Annotated in this window: 21 protein-coding genes; all 21 read left to right on the top strand. The window is 32.6% G+C overall.

Going from position 1 to position 12,772, the window contains the following annotated elements; all coding sequences use genetic code 11:
* Positions 1 to 596 precede the first annotated feature (596 nt).
* The 21 genes from BLS32_RS18070 (at position 597) to BLS32_RS17965 (ending at position 12,159) form a co-directional block, all read left to right on the top strand.
* Positions 597 to 1,106, top strand: a complete 510-nt coding sequence (locus tag BLS32_RS18070) for a hypothetical protein (protein ID WP_091399465.1) — start codon at positions 597 to 599, stop codon at positions 1,104 to 1,106.
* A gap of 213 nt (positions 1,107 to 1,319) precedes the next feature.
* On the top strand, positions 1,320 to 1,601 hold the full coding sequence (locus tag BLS32_RS18065) for a type II toxin-antitoxin system RelE/ParE family toxin (RefSeq protein ID WP_091399462.1): 282 nt from the start codon (positions 1,320 to 1,322) through the stop codon (positions 1,599 to 1,601).
* A gap of 10 nt (positions 1,602 to 1,611) precedes the next feature.
* Positions 1,612 to 1,911, top strand: a complete 300-nt coding sequence (locus BLS32_RS18060) for a HigA family addiction module antitoxin (RefSeq protein ID WP_091399460.1) — start codon at positions 1,612 to 1,614, stop codon at positions 1,909 to 1,911.
* A gap of 165 nt (positions 1,912 to 2,076) precedes the next feature.
* Positions 2,077 to 2,529 carry a hypothetical protein gene (locus BLS32_RS18055; protein ID WP_091399458.1) on the top strand — a complete coding sequence of 151 codons (453 nt, stop codon included), beginning with the start codon at positions 2,077 to 2,079 and terminating at the stop codon, positions 2,527 to 2,529.
* Positions 2,530 to 2,914: 385 nt separating this feature from the next.
* Positions 2,915 to 3,124, top strand: coding sequence for a hypothetical protein (locus BLS32_RS18045; RefSeq protein ID WP_139171817.1), 210 nt, complete (start codon positions 2,915 to 2,917; stop codon positions 3,122 to 3,124).
* A 182-nt stretch (positions 3,125 to 3,306) separates the two neighbouring features.
* Positions 3,307 to 3,942 (top strand): hypothetical protein, encoded by a 636-nt coding sequence (locus tag BLS32_RS18040; RefSeq protein ID WP_091399450.1) that lies wholly within the window; start codon positions 3,307 to 3,309, stop codon positions 3,940 to 3,942.
* A gap of 182 nt (positions 3,943 to 4,124) precedes the next feature.
* Positions 4,125 to 4,541 carry a hypothetical protein gene (locus tag BLS32_RS18035; RefSeq protein WP_091399446.1) on the top strand — a complete coding sequence of 139 codons (417 nt, stop codon included), beginning with the start codon at positions 4,125 to 4,127 and terminating at the stop codon, positions 4,539 to 4,541.
* A 170-nt stretch (positions 4,542 to 4,711) separates the two neighbouring features.
* Complete coding sequence (locus BLS32_RS18030; RefSeq protein WP_091399443.1) at positions 4,712 to 5,167, top strand: hypothetical protein; 456 nt, start codon at positions 4,712 to 4,714, stop codon at positions 5,165 to 5,167.
* A gap of 290 nt (positions 5,168 to 5,457) precedes the next feature.
* The gene (locus BLS32_RS18025; protein ID WP_091399440.1) at positions 5,458 to 6,459 is read left to right on the top strand and encodes a DUF4062 domain-containing protein; all 1,002 of its coding nucleotides are present in this window, start codon (positions 5,458 to 5,460) and stop codon (positions 6,457 to 6,459) included.
* A 213-nt stretch (positions 6,460 to 6,672) separates the two neighbouring features.
* On the top strand, positions 6,673 to 6,900 hold the full coding sequence (locus BLS32_RS18020; RefSeq protein WP_091399437.1) for a DUF433 domain-containing protein: 228 nt from the start codon (positions 6,673 to 6,675) through the stop codon (positions 6,898 to 6,900).
* Positions 6,897 to 7,238, top strand: coding sequence for a DUF5615 family PIN-like protein (locus tag BLS32_RS18015; RefSeq protein WP_091399435.1), 342 nt, complete (start codon positions 6,897 to 6,899; stop codon positions 7,236 to 7,238). Before BLS32_RS18020 ends, BLS32_RS18015 begins: the two co-directional genes overlap by 4 nt.
* A gap of 169 nt (positions 7,239 to 7,407) precedes the next feature.
* A complete protein-coding gene (locus BLS32_RS18010) occupies positions 7,408 to 7,824 on the top strand; it encodes a hypothetical protein (protein ID WP_091399432.1) in 417 nt (138 codons plus the stop codon).
* A gap of 152 nt (positions 7,825 to 7,976) precedes the next feature.
* On the top strand, positions 7,977 to 8,528 hold the full coding sequence (locus tag BLS32_RS18005) for a hypothetical protein (RefSeq protein WP_091399430.1): 552 nt from the start codon (positions 7,977 to 7,979) through the stop codon (positions 8,526 to 8,528).
* Positions 8,529 to 8,707: 179 nt separating this feature from the next.
* The gene (locus tag BLS32_RS18000) at positions 8,708 to 9,169 is read left to right on the top strand and encodes a hypothetical protein (protein ID WP_091399427.1); all 462 of its coding nucleotides are present in this window, start codon (positions 8,708 to 8,710) and stop codon (positions 9,167 to 9,169) included.
* 189 nt (positions 9,170 to 9,358) lie between these two features.
* On the top strand, positions 9,359 to 9,868 hold the full coding sequence (locus BLS32_RS17995) for a hypothetical protein (protein WP_139171728.1): 510 nt from the start codon (positions 9,359 to 9,361) through the stop codon (positions 9,866 to 9,868).
* Positions 9,869 to 10,062: 194 nt separating this feature from the next.
* Positions 10,063 to 10,290 (top strand): UPF0175 family protein, encoded by a 228-nt coding sequence (locus BLS32_RS17990; RefSeq protein ID WP_091399422.1) that lies wholly within the window; start codon positions 10,063 to 10,065, stop codon positions 10,288 to 10,290.
* Positions 10,274 to 10,741: a PIN domain-containing protein gene (locus BLS32_RS17985; RefSeq protein WP_091399419.1), complete on the top strand. Its 468-nt coding sequence runs from the start codon at positions 10,274 to 10,276 to the stop codon at positions 10,739 to 10,741. Before BLS32_RS17990 ends, BLS32_RS17985 begins: the two co-directional genes overlap by 17 nt.
* Before the next feature lie 178 nt (positions 10,742 to 10,919).
* The gene (locus BLS32_RS17980) at positions 10,920 to 11,129 is read left to right on the top strand and encodes a hypothetical protein (protein WP_091399417.1); all 210 of its coding nucleotides are present in this window, start codon (positions 10,920 to 10,922) and stop codon (positions 11,127 to 11,129) included.
* Between the two features lie 17 nt (positions 11,130 to 11,146).
* On the top strand, positions 11,147 to 11,404 hold the full coding sequence (locus tag BLS32_RS17975) for a hypothetical protein (protein WP_091399414.1): 258 nt from the start codon (positions 11,147 to 11,149) through the stop codon (positions 11,402 to 11,404).
* A 207-nt stretch (positions 11,405 to 11,611) separates the two neighbouring features.
* The gene (locus BLS32_RS17970) at positions 11,612 to 11,842 is read left to right on the top strand and encodes a hypothetical protein (protein ID WP_091399412.1); all 231 of its coding nucleotides are present in this window, start codon (positions 11,612 to 11,614) and stop codon (positions 11,840 to 11,842) included.
* On the top strand, positions 11,842 to 12,159 hold the full coding sequence (locus BLS32_RS17965) for a type II toxin-antitoxin system RelE/ParE family toxin (RefSeq protein WP_091399409.1): 318 nt from the start codon (positions 11,842 to 11,844) through the stop codon (positions 12,157 to 12,159). Before BLS32_RS17970 ends, BLS32_RS17965 begins: the two co-directional genes overlap by 1 nt.
* Positions 12,160 to 12,772 lie beyond the last annotated feature (613 nt).

The following is a 12,772-nucleotide window of genomic DNA, read 5'->3' as shown; positions in this document are numbered from 1 at the left end:
GTTGGGCGCAATTTGACGTTACCGCAGCCGATAAATTCAGCGACAAAAACTACTTTTTTTTAAGCGGGCAAAAGAGGAAGAATGACGATTTTTGCTGCCAAGCTTCGCGAAGGGATTCGCTGAAAAACGCGTTTTTCAAAGCTAATCGCTTTAGAAGCTTGGAGAAGTTAGCGTAAAAATATCTATGAATCAAGAGACACTGCTGCGGTTTTACTGTACATTTTGTTAAATTCATTACGCTAACTTCGGCCGCTTAAAAAAAAGTAGTTTTTGGGCTGGCGGATTTAAAAACGATCGCTTATAAGACATAAGCGACATATTTAAATCCGTATTTATCTGGCTGCGTCCACGGTCAAACTGGTCGATTTTCATTAATCACATCTATTTATGATTAATTTTAAAGTCATATCGTTTTTCCAAATATGATTAATAGAAAATCTCGCCCAACACGGCATATACGCAATTGCGGGATTTGAGTTAAAAGAAACATTATTTTCATTAACTTCGTTTTTCGGTAGCAGAAAATTCTCAGGTATTAAGACCGCAACTGCGCATATGCCGGGAACGTTGTGCGCTATTTTAAAGCAATCGAAAATATGAAACGAAAAATCATACTAATAATCTCAATCGCATTGTCTTTCGCTTGTAAAGCGCAAAATCGAGATAAAATAATTCCATACTTAATTGGTATCGAAGCGGAAAACGAAATTTATCAATTTATGAAAGGTGCAAAAAATGACAGCGTCGCGTTTTATATGGAGAGCTTGCCAAATGAGCAATATAAAATCCACTTTATCAGAGAAGGAATTCAAACTCCCAACGCAGTCTCGAACCGAATGTTATTTATAAATGACCGATTTTATCCATTGATTTTAGAATCTGATTATACGTTTTATGTAAAAATGGAGAACCAAATTCCGACTATCAGGAAATTTGAAAACGAGGATGAAAAGAAACTTTTATACATCAAAATTCCTACTATTAACGAACGAATGAAAGACAAAAATTTAATAGTAAAAGATAAAAGAATACCATTATACGAGTTAACTGTCAACTGGATAATTGATAACAATGGAAATCTAGTAAGTTCAAATAAGCGAAATTAAAAAACAGCGCACAACCGCCGTTTCAAGCGATTGCTGGATTTTCTTGGGTTGAACTTCTTTATTTCACGTAGAAAGTTTAACTTCGGCAGAGAGAACTCAGCTCGCTCCAACGCAACCGCGTGAAGCGGCAGGGCGTTATGCCACATTGCAGAAAAACTTGCGAAATCAAAAACAACTACTTATCTTTGGCGTTAGTATTTAAAATTCGAGATTGTGATTAAAAGTTTTGGAGGCAAGGAAACTGAGAAAATATGGAATGGAATCCAATCTAAAAAATTTCCGACCGAGATTCAAAATACTGCTAGAAGAAAGTTGAGAATGATCAATAACTCTCAAAATATAAATGATTTAAGAGTTCCGCCCGCGAATCATTTAGAAAAACTCAGCGGTAATTATGCAGGATTTCACAGCATCAGGATTAATGATCAGTGGCGGTTAGTTTTTAGATGGGAAAATGACAATGCTTTTGAGGTTGAAATCGTAGATTATCATTAAAAATCAAATTATGGAAACGCTAAAAAATATACATCCTGGGGAAATTTTAAAAGAAGAATTTCTCGTTCCGCTTGGAATAACTGCCTATCGCCTATCAAAAGAAACTTTTATTCCACAAACGAGAGTTGGGGAAATTTTAAAAGGAAACAGACGGATAACAGCTGATACAGCTTTGAGATTGTCAAAATATTTGGGAACATCTGCGAAATTCTGGCTTGGGTTGCAAGATGATTATGACTTGGAAGAAGAGAAAAATTTAAAGAATGATGAGTTTGAAAATATTCATCCGTTAAATAGCAACGCGGCATAACCGCCGTTTCAAGCGATTGCTGGTTTTGTGGTTCCAGAACTTGTAGATTCACGTAGAAAGTTTAACTTCGGCAGAGAGAACTCAGTTCGCTTAATCGCAACCGCGTGAAGCGGCAGGGCGTTATAGGCAACCGACCGCGCAATAAATGATAAACAATAACAAATTATGAATTCTAAAAACAAAAAAATACTGGGAATTATTTTTATCATTCTTTTTACTTGCTTTTGTTTATATAAGTTTTCAAAATTCTTCGCCGCCGGGAGTTATCCATTTGCGGAATATTACGATTTAAATTATTCTGAAGCTAAAGTTTTGCGAGCTATTGAAATTGTCAAACAAAAAAATCCTGATTTAAATGTGGGAAATGGTTTCGTTGACGATGACAATTCTGATTATTGGCATCACCTATGGTTCAATTTGGAGGAAAATACTGTAATGACTTGGACTAGACCTTTTGGGAAAAACAAAACTACATTTGCTCTTGTCTCGGTTTTTAACGGAAACGGAAATTGGCAAGACGTAAATAATGATTTGGGCTTTTTTGAAAATAGAAGAATAAAGAAAGAGTTTGAAAAATTGATTTTACAAAAAGTTGAGATTGAACTTAAAAATCAATAGTGGCTGCCTATAACAGCGGCTAAGCGAGATTGCTGGTTTTCGGCAACCGGAAATTTTGTTTTCACGAAGAAAGTTTTATCTTGGCAGAGAATACTCAGTCCGCTTGAATCGCAACCTCGCTTAGCCGCAAAACGTTAGCGGTAATTCGATAGCGACACAAAACGTAAAAACTTACATAAAATATTTGAATGAAATTGTTTGATAGAAAAGCAGAAAAAAAAATTTGGTTAGCAATAGCCGCGTCGATTCCTATCATAATTTACACACAATGGAATCAAAACAGAAAATTTGGCATTACCGAAATTATCATTACTTTAATAACGTTATTAATCGCAATCGGAATACTTTATTTTTTAAAATGGTATTCAAACAAAAAATAATAAAAATGGACTTATTCTACGGCTTTTTTAATACCTTACTTGGAATTCTTGCGACATTAATTGGGTTTAAAATTTATAGACCTTTTAAAAGTAAAGATGGAAATACCGAAAAGGAAGAATTATGGTATCGTAAATTTGGAACGTTTTACAAAATTGGAGGAATATTTATGCTCGTTTTGGGAGTTATAAAACTATTAAACAATCTTCCTTTTTAGAGAACTACCGCTAACAGCGGCTAAGCGAGATTGCTGGTTTTCGGTAACCGGAAATTTTGTTTTCACGAAGAAAGTTTTATCTTGGCAGAGAGAACTCGGTCCGCTTTCATCGGCACCTCGGTTAAGCGGCGACACGTTATGTGACATATTCATTGACGATCAGATATAAAAAACGCATTCATATGAAATTATATATTACATTTTTTTTAATACTAATTAGTATTAAAACTTTTGCTCAAGAGAAAAATGCTAATAAAATTATAAGTGATATTTTTTTTGGTTTCGACTTGTCAAACAAACCGCCGAAAATTGAACAAGAATATAGAATGTTGTATGATTCTGGAGCCGAAATTGAAAAAGAAAAAAATGTAATAAAATTTAATACTCATCCATATTTTGATAATTTACCTTATAATCATTCAATATTTTCAAATGGCTATTTTAATGTTTTATATGCTTTCAATGATAAAGATTTGTTTGAAAAATATGGCTTGTATGTTTTAAAAATATCAATGCAGTACAAAAATCAAGTCGAATCTAAAAATCTGTTTGATCTTTTGGTTTCTAAATTTGATGACTATGGCAGTAAAACGTTTGTCAATAGAACGGTAAATGAATATAATATCGAAATAGAAAACGAAACGATTTTTCAAAAAGAAAGGTATAGTCAAATCCCAAGATTAGAATTTCAATATCTTACATTTGAAGAAGATGAACACGATCCAAATAATAAAAATGTCTATTATCAAATCACAATATTATACACAAATAGTTGGGACTTAAAAAAGCTAAAAAGTTATGATGGGAAGTTTTATTAATTATACGTCACATAACAGCCGCTTCACGCAATTGCGAGGTTTTCGGTCACCGGAAATTTTTATTTCACGAACAATGTTTTATCTTGGCAGAGAAAACTCAACTCGCTTTCATTCGCAACTGCGCGAAGCGGCCAAACGTTATGTGAGATTGAAGAAAAATCGTCATTTAAATCAAACTTTTCATGAAAACATCACTTTTATTTTTTAGCGTATTTACTTTTCTTTTTGCTAATAAAAGAAACGGTATTTTTATTGAAAACTTCAGCATTGGCAAACATGACTTTTCACTTTATAAAGAAGAGAAATTCCTTCATGACGATAATTTGAACGCCGAGTTCTTTGTCGTCTATGCAAAAAATAAAAAGCAAAGCTTGTGTAGCTCGTTTTTAAAAACAATTAGAAACGATACTGTATTTAAAAAAGGCAATTACACTCTCGAGAGAAACAGGTTAATTTTTAAAGAATTCAATTTTTACAAACATGAAAACGAGTCGGACTCGATAATAAAAATATTTCATCCTGATAAAAAAGGAAATTTGAAATTAGTCGAGGTATTGAATTATAAAAATGGAATCGTCAATCAAAGAAAATATCAGTAATAATTCAACCTCACATAACCGCCGCTTCAAGAAATTGCCGAATTTCGGTAGCCGGACGTTTTTATTTCACGAAGAAAGTTTATCTTGGCAGAGAAAACTCAGTCCGCTTTCATCGGCAACTTCGTGAAGCGGCCTAACGTTGTGCGACATTTAAAGAGAAATCCTAAACAATGGCAATATTTCCTCAAAATAATTATTCAATCGAAATAACTGGTGATAACAAGTCAAGTCTTTCGAAATTAAAAAGTCAAACTTTACCAAAAGACCAATTCGTTACTAATTGGGATAATCAAATATTCATCGGTGAAATTCAGGAGGATGAATTTGAAATTCATTTATCTAAAAAAATTATTGGAGAGATATGCATTTTAAAAGGAAAATTTGATGATCAAAGAGTTACATTGTCAGTCCAAACTGGCAAAATTTTTAAAATCCTTTTATTGATAATAACCTTATTCAGTTTTTCTGGAATAATTGTCTCAATCATTCAAAATAAGTTAGAGGCAATATTTCCGCTCGTTATGATTATATTAGTAATGAGATTTATTTTTCTAGAATTAGGATTTAGATTTTTTTCAAAAAGCGCAATAAACAAATTAACAGAAATAATCGGAATACAAAAATAAACGTCGCACAACCGCCGGTAAGCGAACTACGCTGGTTTTTGGTAAATTGAACGTTTGTTTTTCACGAAGAAAGTTCTATCTTGGCAGAGAAAACTCAGTCCGCTGGCATCGCGAATTCGCTGGTGGTCTACAGCGGCTAAGCGAGATTGCTGGTTTTCGGTAACCGGAAATTTTGTTTTCACGAAGAAAGTTTTATCTTGGCAGAGAAAACTCAGTCCGCTTGAATCGCAACCTCGCTTAAGCCGCGAAACGTTGGCAGTAATTCTTAAAAACCGAATAACTATAATACTATGGCAAAACCAAGAGTTTTTATCAGTTCAACATTTTTCGACTTGAGGCAAGTTCGAGCAGATCTAGAAAGATTTATTAAGGATCTAGGATATGATTGTGTTAGAAACGAAACAGGTGGTATTCCCTATGGAAAAGACCAGAAATTGGAAGAATACTGCTATAAAGAAATTAGCGAAATAGATATTCTTGTTGGTATTGTTGGCGGTCGATTCGGCACAGAAGCAGAAAGAGGAGATTATTCAATAACTCAAATCGAAATAAAGACTGCAATTGAACAAAGCAAACAAGTCTACATTTTTATTGAAAAAAATGTACTTGCAGAATATGAAACCTATTTAATCAATAAGGACAATGATGCGGTGAAATATCGTTTTGTTGAAGACAAAAGAATTTATCAATTTATTGAAGAGATTTATCTTCTTCCTAAAAACAACATTGTTCAACCCTTTGAAACAGCGCTCGAAATAACATATTTTTTGAGAGAACAATGGGCCGGACTCTTTCGAGATCTTTTGTACCAAGAAACTAGAAAAGCTCAGTATGAAAACATTTCTTTAAAAGTCAATGAGCTTACCGAAGTTGCCGCAACCTTACAAATTTATCTAGAAAATGTTTTGACAAATGTTGGAAAAGAAAAAAATGAAACTGAGAATTTGATAACTAGTCAGAAGAAAAGACTTGAAAGTGCAATATTAACGCAGAGAGTAAAAGAACTTCCTTATATAGATCATCTTATAAGTTCTCACGAAATAAAGATCAATACTATTATTGATCTTCTTCATTCTACAAATACATATTTGGATTTTATGAGCGGAGTAGAACAAAACATTATTGATCCACCAATAGGATGTATTCGTGATATCGATGCTTTTGAGGAAGTTAATAAAGCAAGGAAAATATTGAGCCTGTTAGAATACGAGTTAAATGATGAAGTTGAAAAAGAATTAGATAATTCGCCTTTTAGCAAAAAAATCATTTCGAAGAAGCGAACTCGAAAATAGAACTACTGCCAACCGCCGCTAACCAAAATTGCCGAGTTTCCGGTAGCCAGAAATTGTGATTTCACGAAGATACATTGTTTTGGCAGAGAGAACTCAGTCCGCTTTAATCGGCAACTTCGGTTAGCGGCCAAACGTTGTGCGAAAATGCCAAAAACATGTCGTGTACTTGGAAATTGATTCCATTTTTGTACATTTATTGAAAATTAAATTCTCATGAAAGATTATAAAGAAATAATTACTATTGAAGCTGGAAAACGCGGCGGAAAACCTACTATTAGAGGTATGAGAATTAGCGTAAGTGATATTCTAAATTGGTTAGCTTCTGGAATGACAATTCCTGAAATTTTATCTGACTTTGATGAATTAACACAAGACGATATTTTTGCTGCGCTTAGTTATGCCGCAGATAGAGAAAATAAAATCTATCAAATTGCTGTATGAGATTACTCTTTGATCAGAATATTTCCCACAGAATACTAAAAATCCTATCCGACGAATTTGCAGATTCTACTTCTGCAAAGAAAGAAAATCTCATCGATAGTTCAGATAAATCAATTTGGGAATTCGCGAAAAAAGCGAATTACATAATTGTAACTCAAGATTCAGATTTTAATGATTTGAACTCGCTTTATGGATTTCCTCCAAAGATAATTTGGATTAGAACTGGAAATATTCGAACAGAAGCCTTAGCTAATATTTTAAAAGTTCATTTTAAAGAAATTCAAGATTTCGAAAAGAACCCAAACTATGGGTGCTTTGAAATTTTGACATTAAAATAGAGCATCTTCGCACAACAGCGGCTAAGCGAATCGGCTAGTTTTTGGTAAATTGAAACAGTTTTTTCCATAACTTCGTTTCCGTTCAGCAGAGAATACTCTGCTCCTATTTTCGCCGAATTCGCTTAGACGCGAAACGTTATAAGCCATTTTAAACCGTAAAACCAAGAAAATGAAAAATCTATTAGTTATATTTATTGTTGTAATTGCTTTTACTCAAAGTTGTTTTTCACAAGAAAAGTATGATTGGAATACAATTCAAAAAGTTGAATTGTATTCGTTTGAAAAAAATAATAAATGCGGAGAAATCAACTCAAAAAATTTAAACTTTAAGACACTTGTCAAAGGTGAAACAACTAATATAATTAAGTATCTTAAGGAATTTAAAACAAACAATTTGGATATTTTACTAGAGCAAACGTGTTACGCTTTAAGAATTTATTTTCCAAAATATCATACAGACTTCATTTATTTTCCTTCCCAAGGTGTATTGTTTAGAATGAAAAATGGGAACAAATATTTCTGGATTGAAAAAAGAGAAGAGTTTAATAAGTTGATAGATGACTTGACAAGGAAAAACGGCTTATAACAACGGCTTCAAGCAATTGCGAAGTTTTTGTCACCGGAAATCTTTATTTCACGAAGAATGTTTATATTCGGCAGACAGAACTCAGTTCGTTTTCATTCGCAACTGCGTGAAGCCGCAAAACGTTATAAGCCATTTCTGAAAACCGACATAAATTGACGACAAAATATAATCAATATACAATTCAAATTACAAGCAACTCCGCGTATGAGTCGGATTCAAAATATAATATTAATGATTACCGAAATGTGTATTTCGAAGAATCAGAATACATTTTGCCATCAATTTTTGGAATTAAAATTTTTGAAAATGATAATTTAGTTAATAGCGCGATTTTAGGTGTCGGCGGTGGCGCAACAACAATTCATCAAGGTTCTTTAGTAGTTTCGAAAAATCGATTACAAATTTGCTGTGGTAATTTTGTATTTTGTCTTTCAATTCCTGAATTAAAGATAATTTGGAAAACTCAAGCGGACGAAATAACATGTTTTGGAATTTACAAAATTGATGAGGAGTTTATTATTCATGGAGAAATGCAAATTTCGAAAATTGATAAAAATGGAAATATCGTTTGGAAATTTGGAGGTCGAGATATATTTGTAACAATTGATGGAAAAGATAATTTTTCGATAACGAATAACATTATCTGTGTGAGAGATTTTCAAAATTATATTTATAAAGTTGACTTAGATGGAAATGAAATTTAATAGAAACGGCTTATAACAGCCGGTAAGCGAATTACGCTAGTTTTAGGTAAATTGAACGTTTGTTTTTCACGAAGAAAGTTTTATCTTGGCAGAGAAAACTCTGTCCGCTGGCATCGCGAATTCGCTTACCGGCGACACGTTGGGCGATATTTTTGGCGAAACAAAACTAAATCACAATTATGAAATTATTCAAAATATTCATTGTTCTTACTATTCTGTATGGTCAAAGTGCTTTGGCACAAAAAGGAAAGATAAGTTATATCAAAAAAGACACGTTTACCAAAATTATTTCGATAAATGAAATTGGAAATCATGGTGACGATTTTATGACGATAAATGTTTTTAATGGAGAATTAGATAAAGTGCAATGGGGAAGCGCGATAAATATTACGTCATATCGTTATCTTGGAGTTGACAGCCAGAATAATTTACATATTCAACGAAATGAACATAACTACACTTTAAAAGATGAAGATGTTTGTGAGTTGATATTTAAACTTGATTCAACCAAACCTACGGAAATTACTTTAATTGCTCAAAGAAGTCAAAAAAATCCGTTGCTAATAAAAATTCAAGTCGAAGCAACAAATAATTTTATAAAAGCAAAATATTTAGGAGAACTAACTGTATACAATGAATAAAACATCGCCCAACAGCGGCTAAGCGAGATTGCTGGTTTTCGGTAACCGGAAATTTTGTTTTCACGAAGAAAGTTTTATCTTGGCAGAGAAAACTCAGTCCGCTTGAACCGCAACTTCTCAAATGCGAGAAACGTTAACTGCAATTTTACCGAACCAAAATCGTTCATAACAAAAATAGAAAACCCAGGCATGAAAAAAATTCATTTATTATTTGCGCTATTTCTTCTCTGCTCAAATACGTATTCGCAAACAGATTTAAATATTCCTAGAAAATTTCCAACCGAAAATGGAACGTTTACTTTTCCGCTTGGCTCAAAGATCTTAATTGAAATCAAAGAAACAAGCAAAGGGAAATATGACTATCGAGTTTTAAGTGTTGAACCTATAAAAGAATATTATTCACTAGAGAAAGAGGAAAATTTATTTTCTGATGATCCCAAACAAAATACTATTGAATTGTTTATGGGAGCTTATTATAATGAAGGAAAAGATGATAAAGATTGGAAAACTGTTTTAGTTTTAAGAAATAATACCAAAGAGGCTTTAAATTACAAGGCGGATATTAAATATTACTATTCTGATAAGTTTGAAAATACGAGTATTGCTGGCACTTTCCCGAAAGTAAAATCGACTGAGATTTGGGCAAATAAAATTGATTATATCACACTTTACGGATTTGAAAATTTAAAAACAAATTAAAAAACTGCAGTTAACCGCCGCTAACCGCAATTGCTGATCTTAGGAAGCCAGAACTTTCATTTCCACGAAGAAACATTATCTTAGCAGAGAGAACTCGGTTCGCTTTCATCAGCAACTTCGGTTAGCGGCCAAGCGTTGGCTGCAATAGCAAAACAAAATTCGCGTTCCAATAAAATAATGTGTACTTTTGAAATATGAAAACATTGACAGTAAATATACCAGACAGTTTAGATATGGACAATAAAGAAGTTCTTTTACTTGTTGCGTCTAAATTATATGAGCAGGGAAAGCTTTCACTTGGTCAAGCTGCCGATGTTGCTGGACTTACAAAAAGGACTTTTGCTGAATTATTAAATAGATACAATGTTTCCATATTTAATTTTCCAGCAACCGATTTAAGCCGTGATGTTGCCAACGCCTAAAACCATAATTTCAGATACAAGTTGTTTTATAATCCTTTCTAATATTGGAGAATTTGACATACTTCAAAAACTTTTCGGAGAAATTATTACTACATCAATAATTGCAGAAGAATTTGGTGAGACTTTACCTGATTGGGTAAAAATCCAGAATGTTTCTGATAAGTTGAAAATGCAAATTTTAGAATTGCAAATTGACAGAGGCGAATCAAGTGCTATTGCTTTGGCATTAGAAATTCCTGAAAGTATACTTATTCTAGATGATTATAAAGCTAGGAAAGTTGCAGAAAATTTAGGATTGAATTTTACTGGAACAATTGGAATAATTATTAAGGCAAAATTGGAAAATATAATTCCATCAATTAAACCAATTCTTGATAAGATAAAACAAACAAATTTTAGAATTTCAGCTGAAATAGAATTGCAAGCATACAAAGAGGCAAAAGAAATCTAAAGCTACTGCAGCCAACAGCGGCTAAGCGAGATTGCTGGTTTTAGGTGACGGGAAATTTTGTTTTCACGAAGAAAGTTTTATCTTGGCAGAGAAAACTCAATCCGCTTGAATCGCAACCTCGCTTAAGCCGCGAAACGTTATATGCCATACCAAAACAAGACGCAAAAAAAACAACATTATGATAGACTATCAATTTACAGTAGCACCGGAATATATTGGTATTGTGCCAAAAATAACTGACTTTATAAAAAAACATTCTACAAAACCAACAGTAAACATAATTGAAACGAAAGATGGAACTGTTTTTATTTTAGAAATAGATGAGCAATATCAGTTTAATATTTTTGATCAAGACCTAAAAGTGTCTTTTCCATACATTTTTAGTTAATAGCAAAATGAGTCACTATGAAAAATAGTTCACATAAAATTGTAATCGCAATTGCCATCATTTTATTGGACTTACTAGTTTATTTATTTTTGGGAATTATGTTAATGGCTTATGATGATTTTTATGATCCATCGAAAGGAAGTTATGGAAGTTGGGAAAGCATGACAAGCTTTGATAAAACTATACAAATTCTTTTATACATTTGGAATTTTATAAATATCTTGACGCTCATTTTCGTAGGTTACAAATTTTACAAAAAAAGGTACGGCATATAACAGCCGGTAAGCGAATTAAGCTGGTTTTCGGTAACGGAAAATTGCTTTTTCACGAATTAAGTTTATCTTCGGCAGAGAAAACTCAGTCCGCTGGCGTCGCGAAGTCGCTTACCGGCGACACTTTAGCAGAAAGCTCAAAAAAATCCGTGAAAAAATTAACATCGACAATATTAGATATTTTGTAGATTTGACATAAAATATATTATTATGGATTTGCAAACCAGAAAAATTGAATTTGTCCAAGAGTTTCTAAAACTTCAAAGTGAGGAAATGATTTCTCAGTTTGAAAATTTGATGAAAAAGAAATCATCAAAAACAGAATCTGTTTTGAAACCAATGTCTTTAAAAGAGCTAAATTCAAGAATTGATAAATCTGAGCAGGATTTTAAAACTGGAAAGTTCAAAACAAGCGCTCAATTATTAGAAAAATATAGATAATGAGTTTTGAGATTATCTGGTCAGATCAAGCTGAAAACGAATTAGACAAAATATTTGAATATTATTCAGAAAAAGTAAGTCAAAAACTTGCGGTTAGCATTCTTAAGGAAATTGTTGACGAACCAAATAAATTGATTAAAAATCCTGAAATTAGTCAAATAGAAGATTCATTGCTTGATAGAGAAGAAGATTACAGATATTTGGTTTGTAACAACTACAAACTGATTTATTCAATCGATGCAAAAGCAAAACAAATTAAAATTGCAGATGTATTCGATACAAGACAAAATCCAAATAAGATTAGAAGAACTAAGTAGCGAGCCTTCTGCTAACAGCGGCTAAGCGAGATTGCTAGTTTTCGGTAATTGGAAATTTTGTTTTCACGAAGAAAGTTTTATCTTGGCAGAGAAAACTCAGTCCGCTTGAATCGCAACCTCGCTTAAGCCGCGAAACATTGTGCGTCAGTTGTGAGCAAAAAATCTCAACCGGAAATTTCGAAACTCGAAAAAATAAACTTGTAAAGTTTTGCACAGAAATCAAAAACTTGAAAGTGGAAACTTAAAAAGTTTGCGTAATTTTTAGATGTTTTGAAAACAGATTTTTGAAAAGTTTTGCGCAAAAATTCAGAAACGTAAAAATAGAAAACTTGAAAAGCGAAAACTTGAAAAGTTTGCGCAGTAATCTAGAAATCTCAAAAAAGGATTATGAAAAATTTTGCGTAGAAATTTAGATACTTGAATTTCTTGCGCAAAAAAAACACATAAATGTAAAAAGTTTAAACTTTGAATTTTGCACAATAAATCATAAAAGCAAAAAAATAAGAAAATGTAAAAGTTTTGCGCAGAAAAAAATGAATTTAATACGAACTTTTTTCTTTCAATTCAACCGAACGCACAACAGCGGCTAAGCGAGATTGCTGGTTTTCAGTAA

It is taken from the genome of Flavobacterium noncentrifugens, assembly GCF_900100375.1.
Classification (GTDB): Bacteria; Bacteroidota; Bacteroidia; order Flavobacteriales; family Flavobacteriaceae; genus Flavobacterium; species Flavobacterium noncentrifugens.
Note: the sequence above shows the minus strand (reverse complement) of the source record. Positions and strands in the feature narration are given on the sequence as shown.

Excerpts from the sequence above, each read along its gene's own strand:
- BLS32_RS18020 (WP_091399437.1), top strand. The coding sequence starts at position 6,673 with ATGAAAGATTATAAAGAAATAATTACTATTGAAGCTGGAAAACGCGGC.
- BLS32_RS18030 (WP_091399443.1), top strand. The coding sequence starts at position 4,712 with ATGGCAATATTTCCTCAAAATAATTATTCAATCGAAATAACTGGTGAT.
- BLS32_RS18070 (WP_091399465.1), top strand. The coding sequence starts at position 597 with ATGAAACGAAAAATCATACTAATAATCTCAATCGCATTGTCTTTCGCT.
- BLS32_RS18015 (WP_091399435.1), top strand. The coding sequence starts at position 6,897 with ATGAGATTACTCTTTGATCAGAATATTTCCCACAGAATACTAAAAATC.
- BLS32_RS17995 (WP_139171728.1), top strand. The coding sequence starts at position 9,359 with ATGAAAAAAATTCATTTATTATTTGCGCTATTTCTTCTCTGCTCAAAT.
- BLS32_RS17970 (WP_091399412.1), top strand. The coding sequence starts at position 11,612 with ATGGATTTGCAAACCAGAAAAATTGAATTTGTCCAAGAGTTTCTAAAA.
- BLS32_RS17985 (WP_091399419.1), top strand. The coding sequence starts at position 10,274 with ATGTTGCCAACGCCTAAAACCATAATTTCAGATACAAGTTGTTTTATA.
- BLS32_RS17990 (WP_091399422.1), top strand. The coding sequence starts at position 10,063 with ATGAAAACATTGACAGTAAATATACCAGACAGTTTAGATATGGACAAT.
- BLS32_RS18045 (WP_139171817.1), top strand. The coding sequence starts at position 2,915 with ATGGACTTATTCTACGGCTTTTTTAATACCTTACTTGGAATTCTTGCG.
- BLS32_RS18060 (WP_091399460.1), top strand. The coding sequence starts at position 1,612 with ATGGAAACGCTAAAAAATATACATCCTGGGGAAATTTTAAAAGAAGAA.
- BLS32_RS18025 (WP_091399440.1), top strand. The coding sequence starts at position 5,458 with ATGGCAAAACCAAGAGTTTTTATCAGTTCAACATTTTTCGACTTGAGG.
- BLS32_RS18040 (WP_091399450.1), top strand. The coding sequence starts at position 3,307 with ATGAAATTATATATTACATTTTTTTTAATACTAATTAGTATTAAAACT.
- BLS32_RS18035 (WP_091399446.1), top strand. The coding sequence starts at position 4,125 with ATGAAAACATCACTTTTATTTTTTAGCGTATTTACTTTTCTTTTTGCT.
- BLS32_RS18010 (WP_091399432.1), top strand. The coding sequence starts at position 7,408 with ATGAAAAATCTATTAGTTATATTTATTGTTGTAATTGCTTTTACTCAA.
- BLS32_RS18055 (WP_091399458.1), top strand. The coding sequence starts at position 2,077 with ATGAATTCTAAAAACAAAAAAATACTGGGAATTATTTTTATCATTCTT.
- BLS32_RS18000 (WP_091399427.1), top strand. The coding sequence starts at position 8,708 with ATGAAATTATTCAAAATATTCATTGTTCTTACTATTCTGTATGGTCAA.
- BLS32_RS17980 (WP_091399417.1), top strand. The coding sequence starts at position 10,920 with ATGATAGACTATCAATTTACAGTAGCACCGGAATATATTGGTATTGTG.
- BLS32_RS17965 (WP_091399409.1), top strand. The coding sequence starts at position 11,842 with ATGAGTTTTGAGATTATCTGGTCAGATCAAGCTGAAAACGAATTAGAC.
- BLS32_RS17975 (WP_091399414.1), top strand. The coding sequence starts at position 11,147 with ATGAAAAATAGTTCACATAAAATTGTAATCGCAATTGCCATCATTTTA.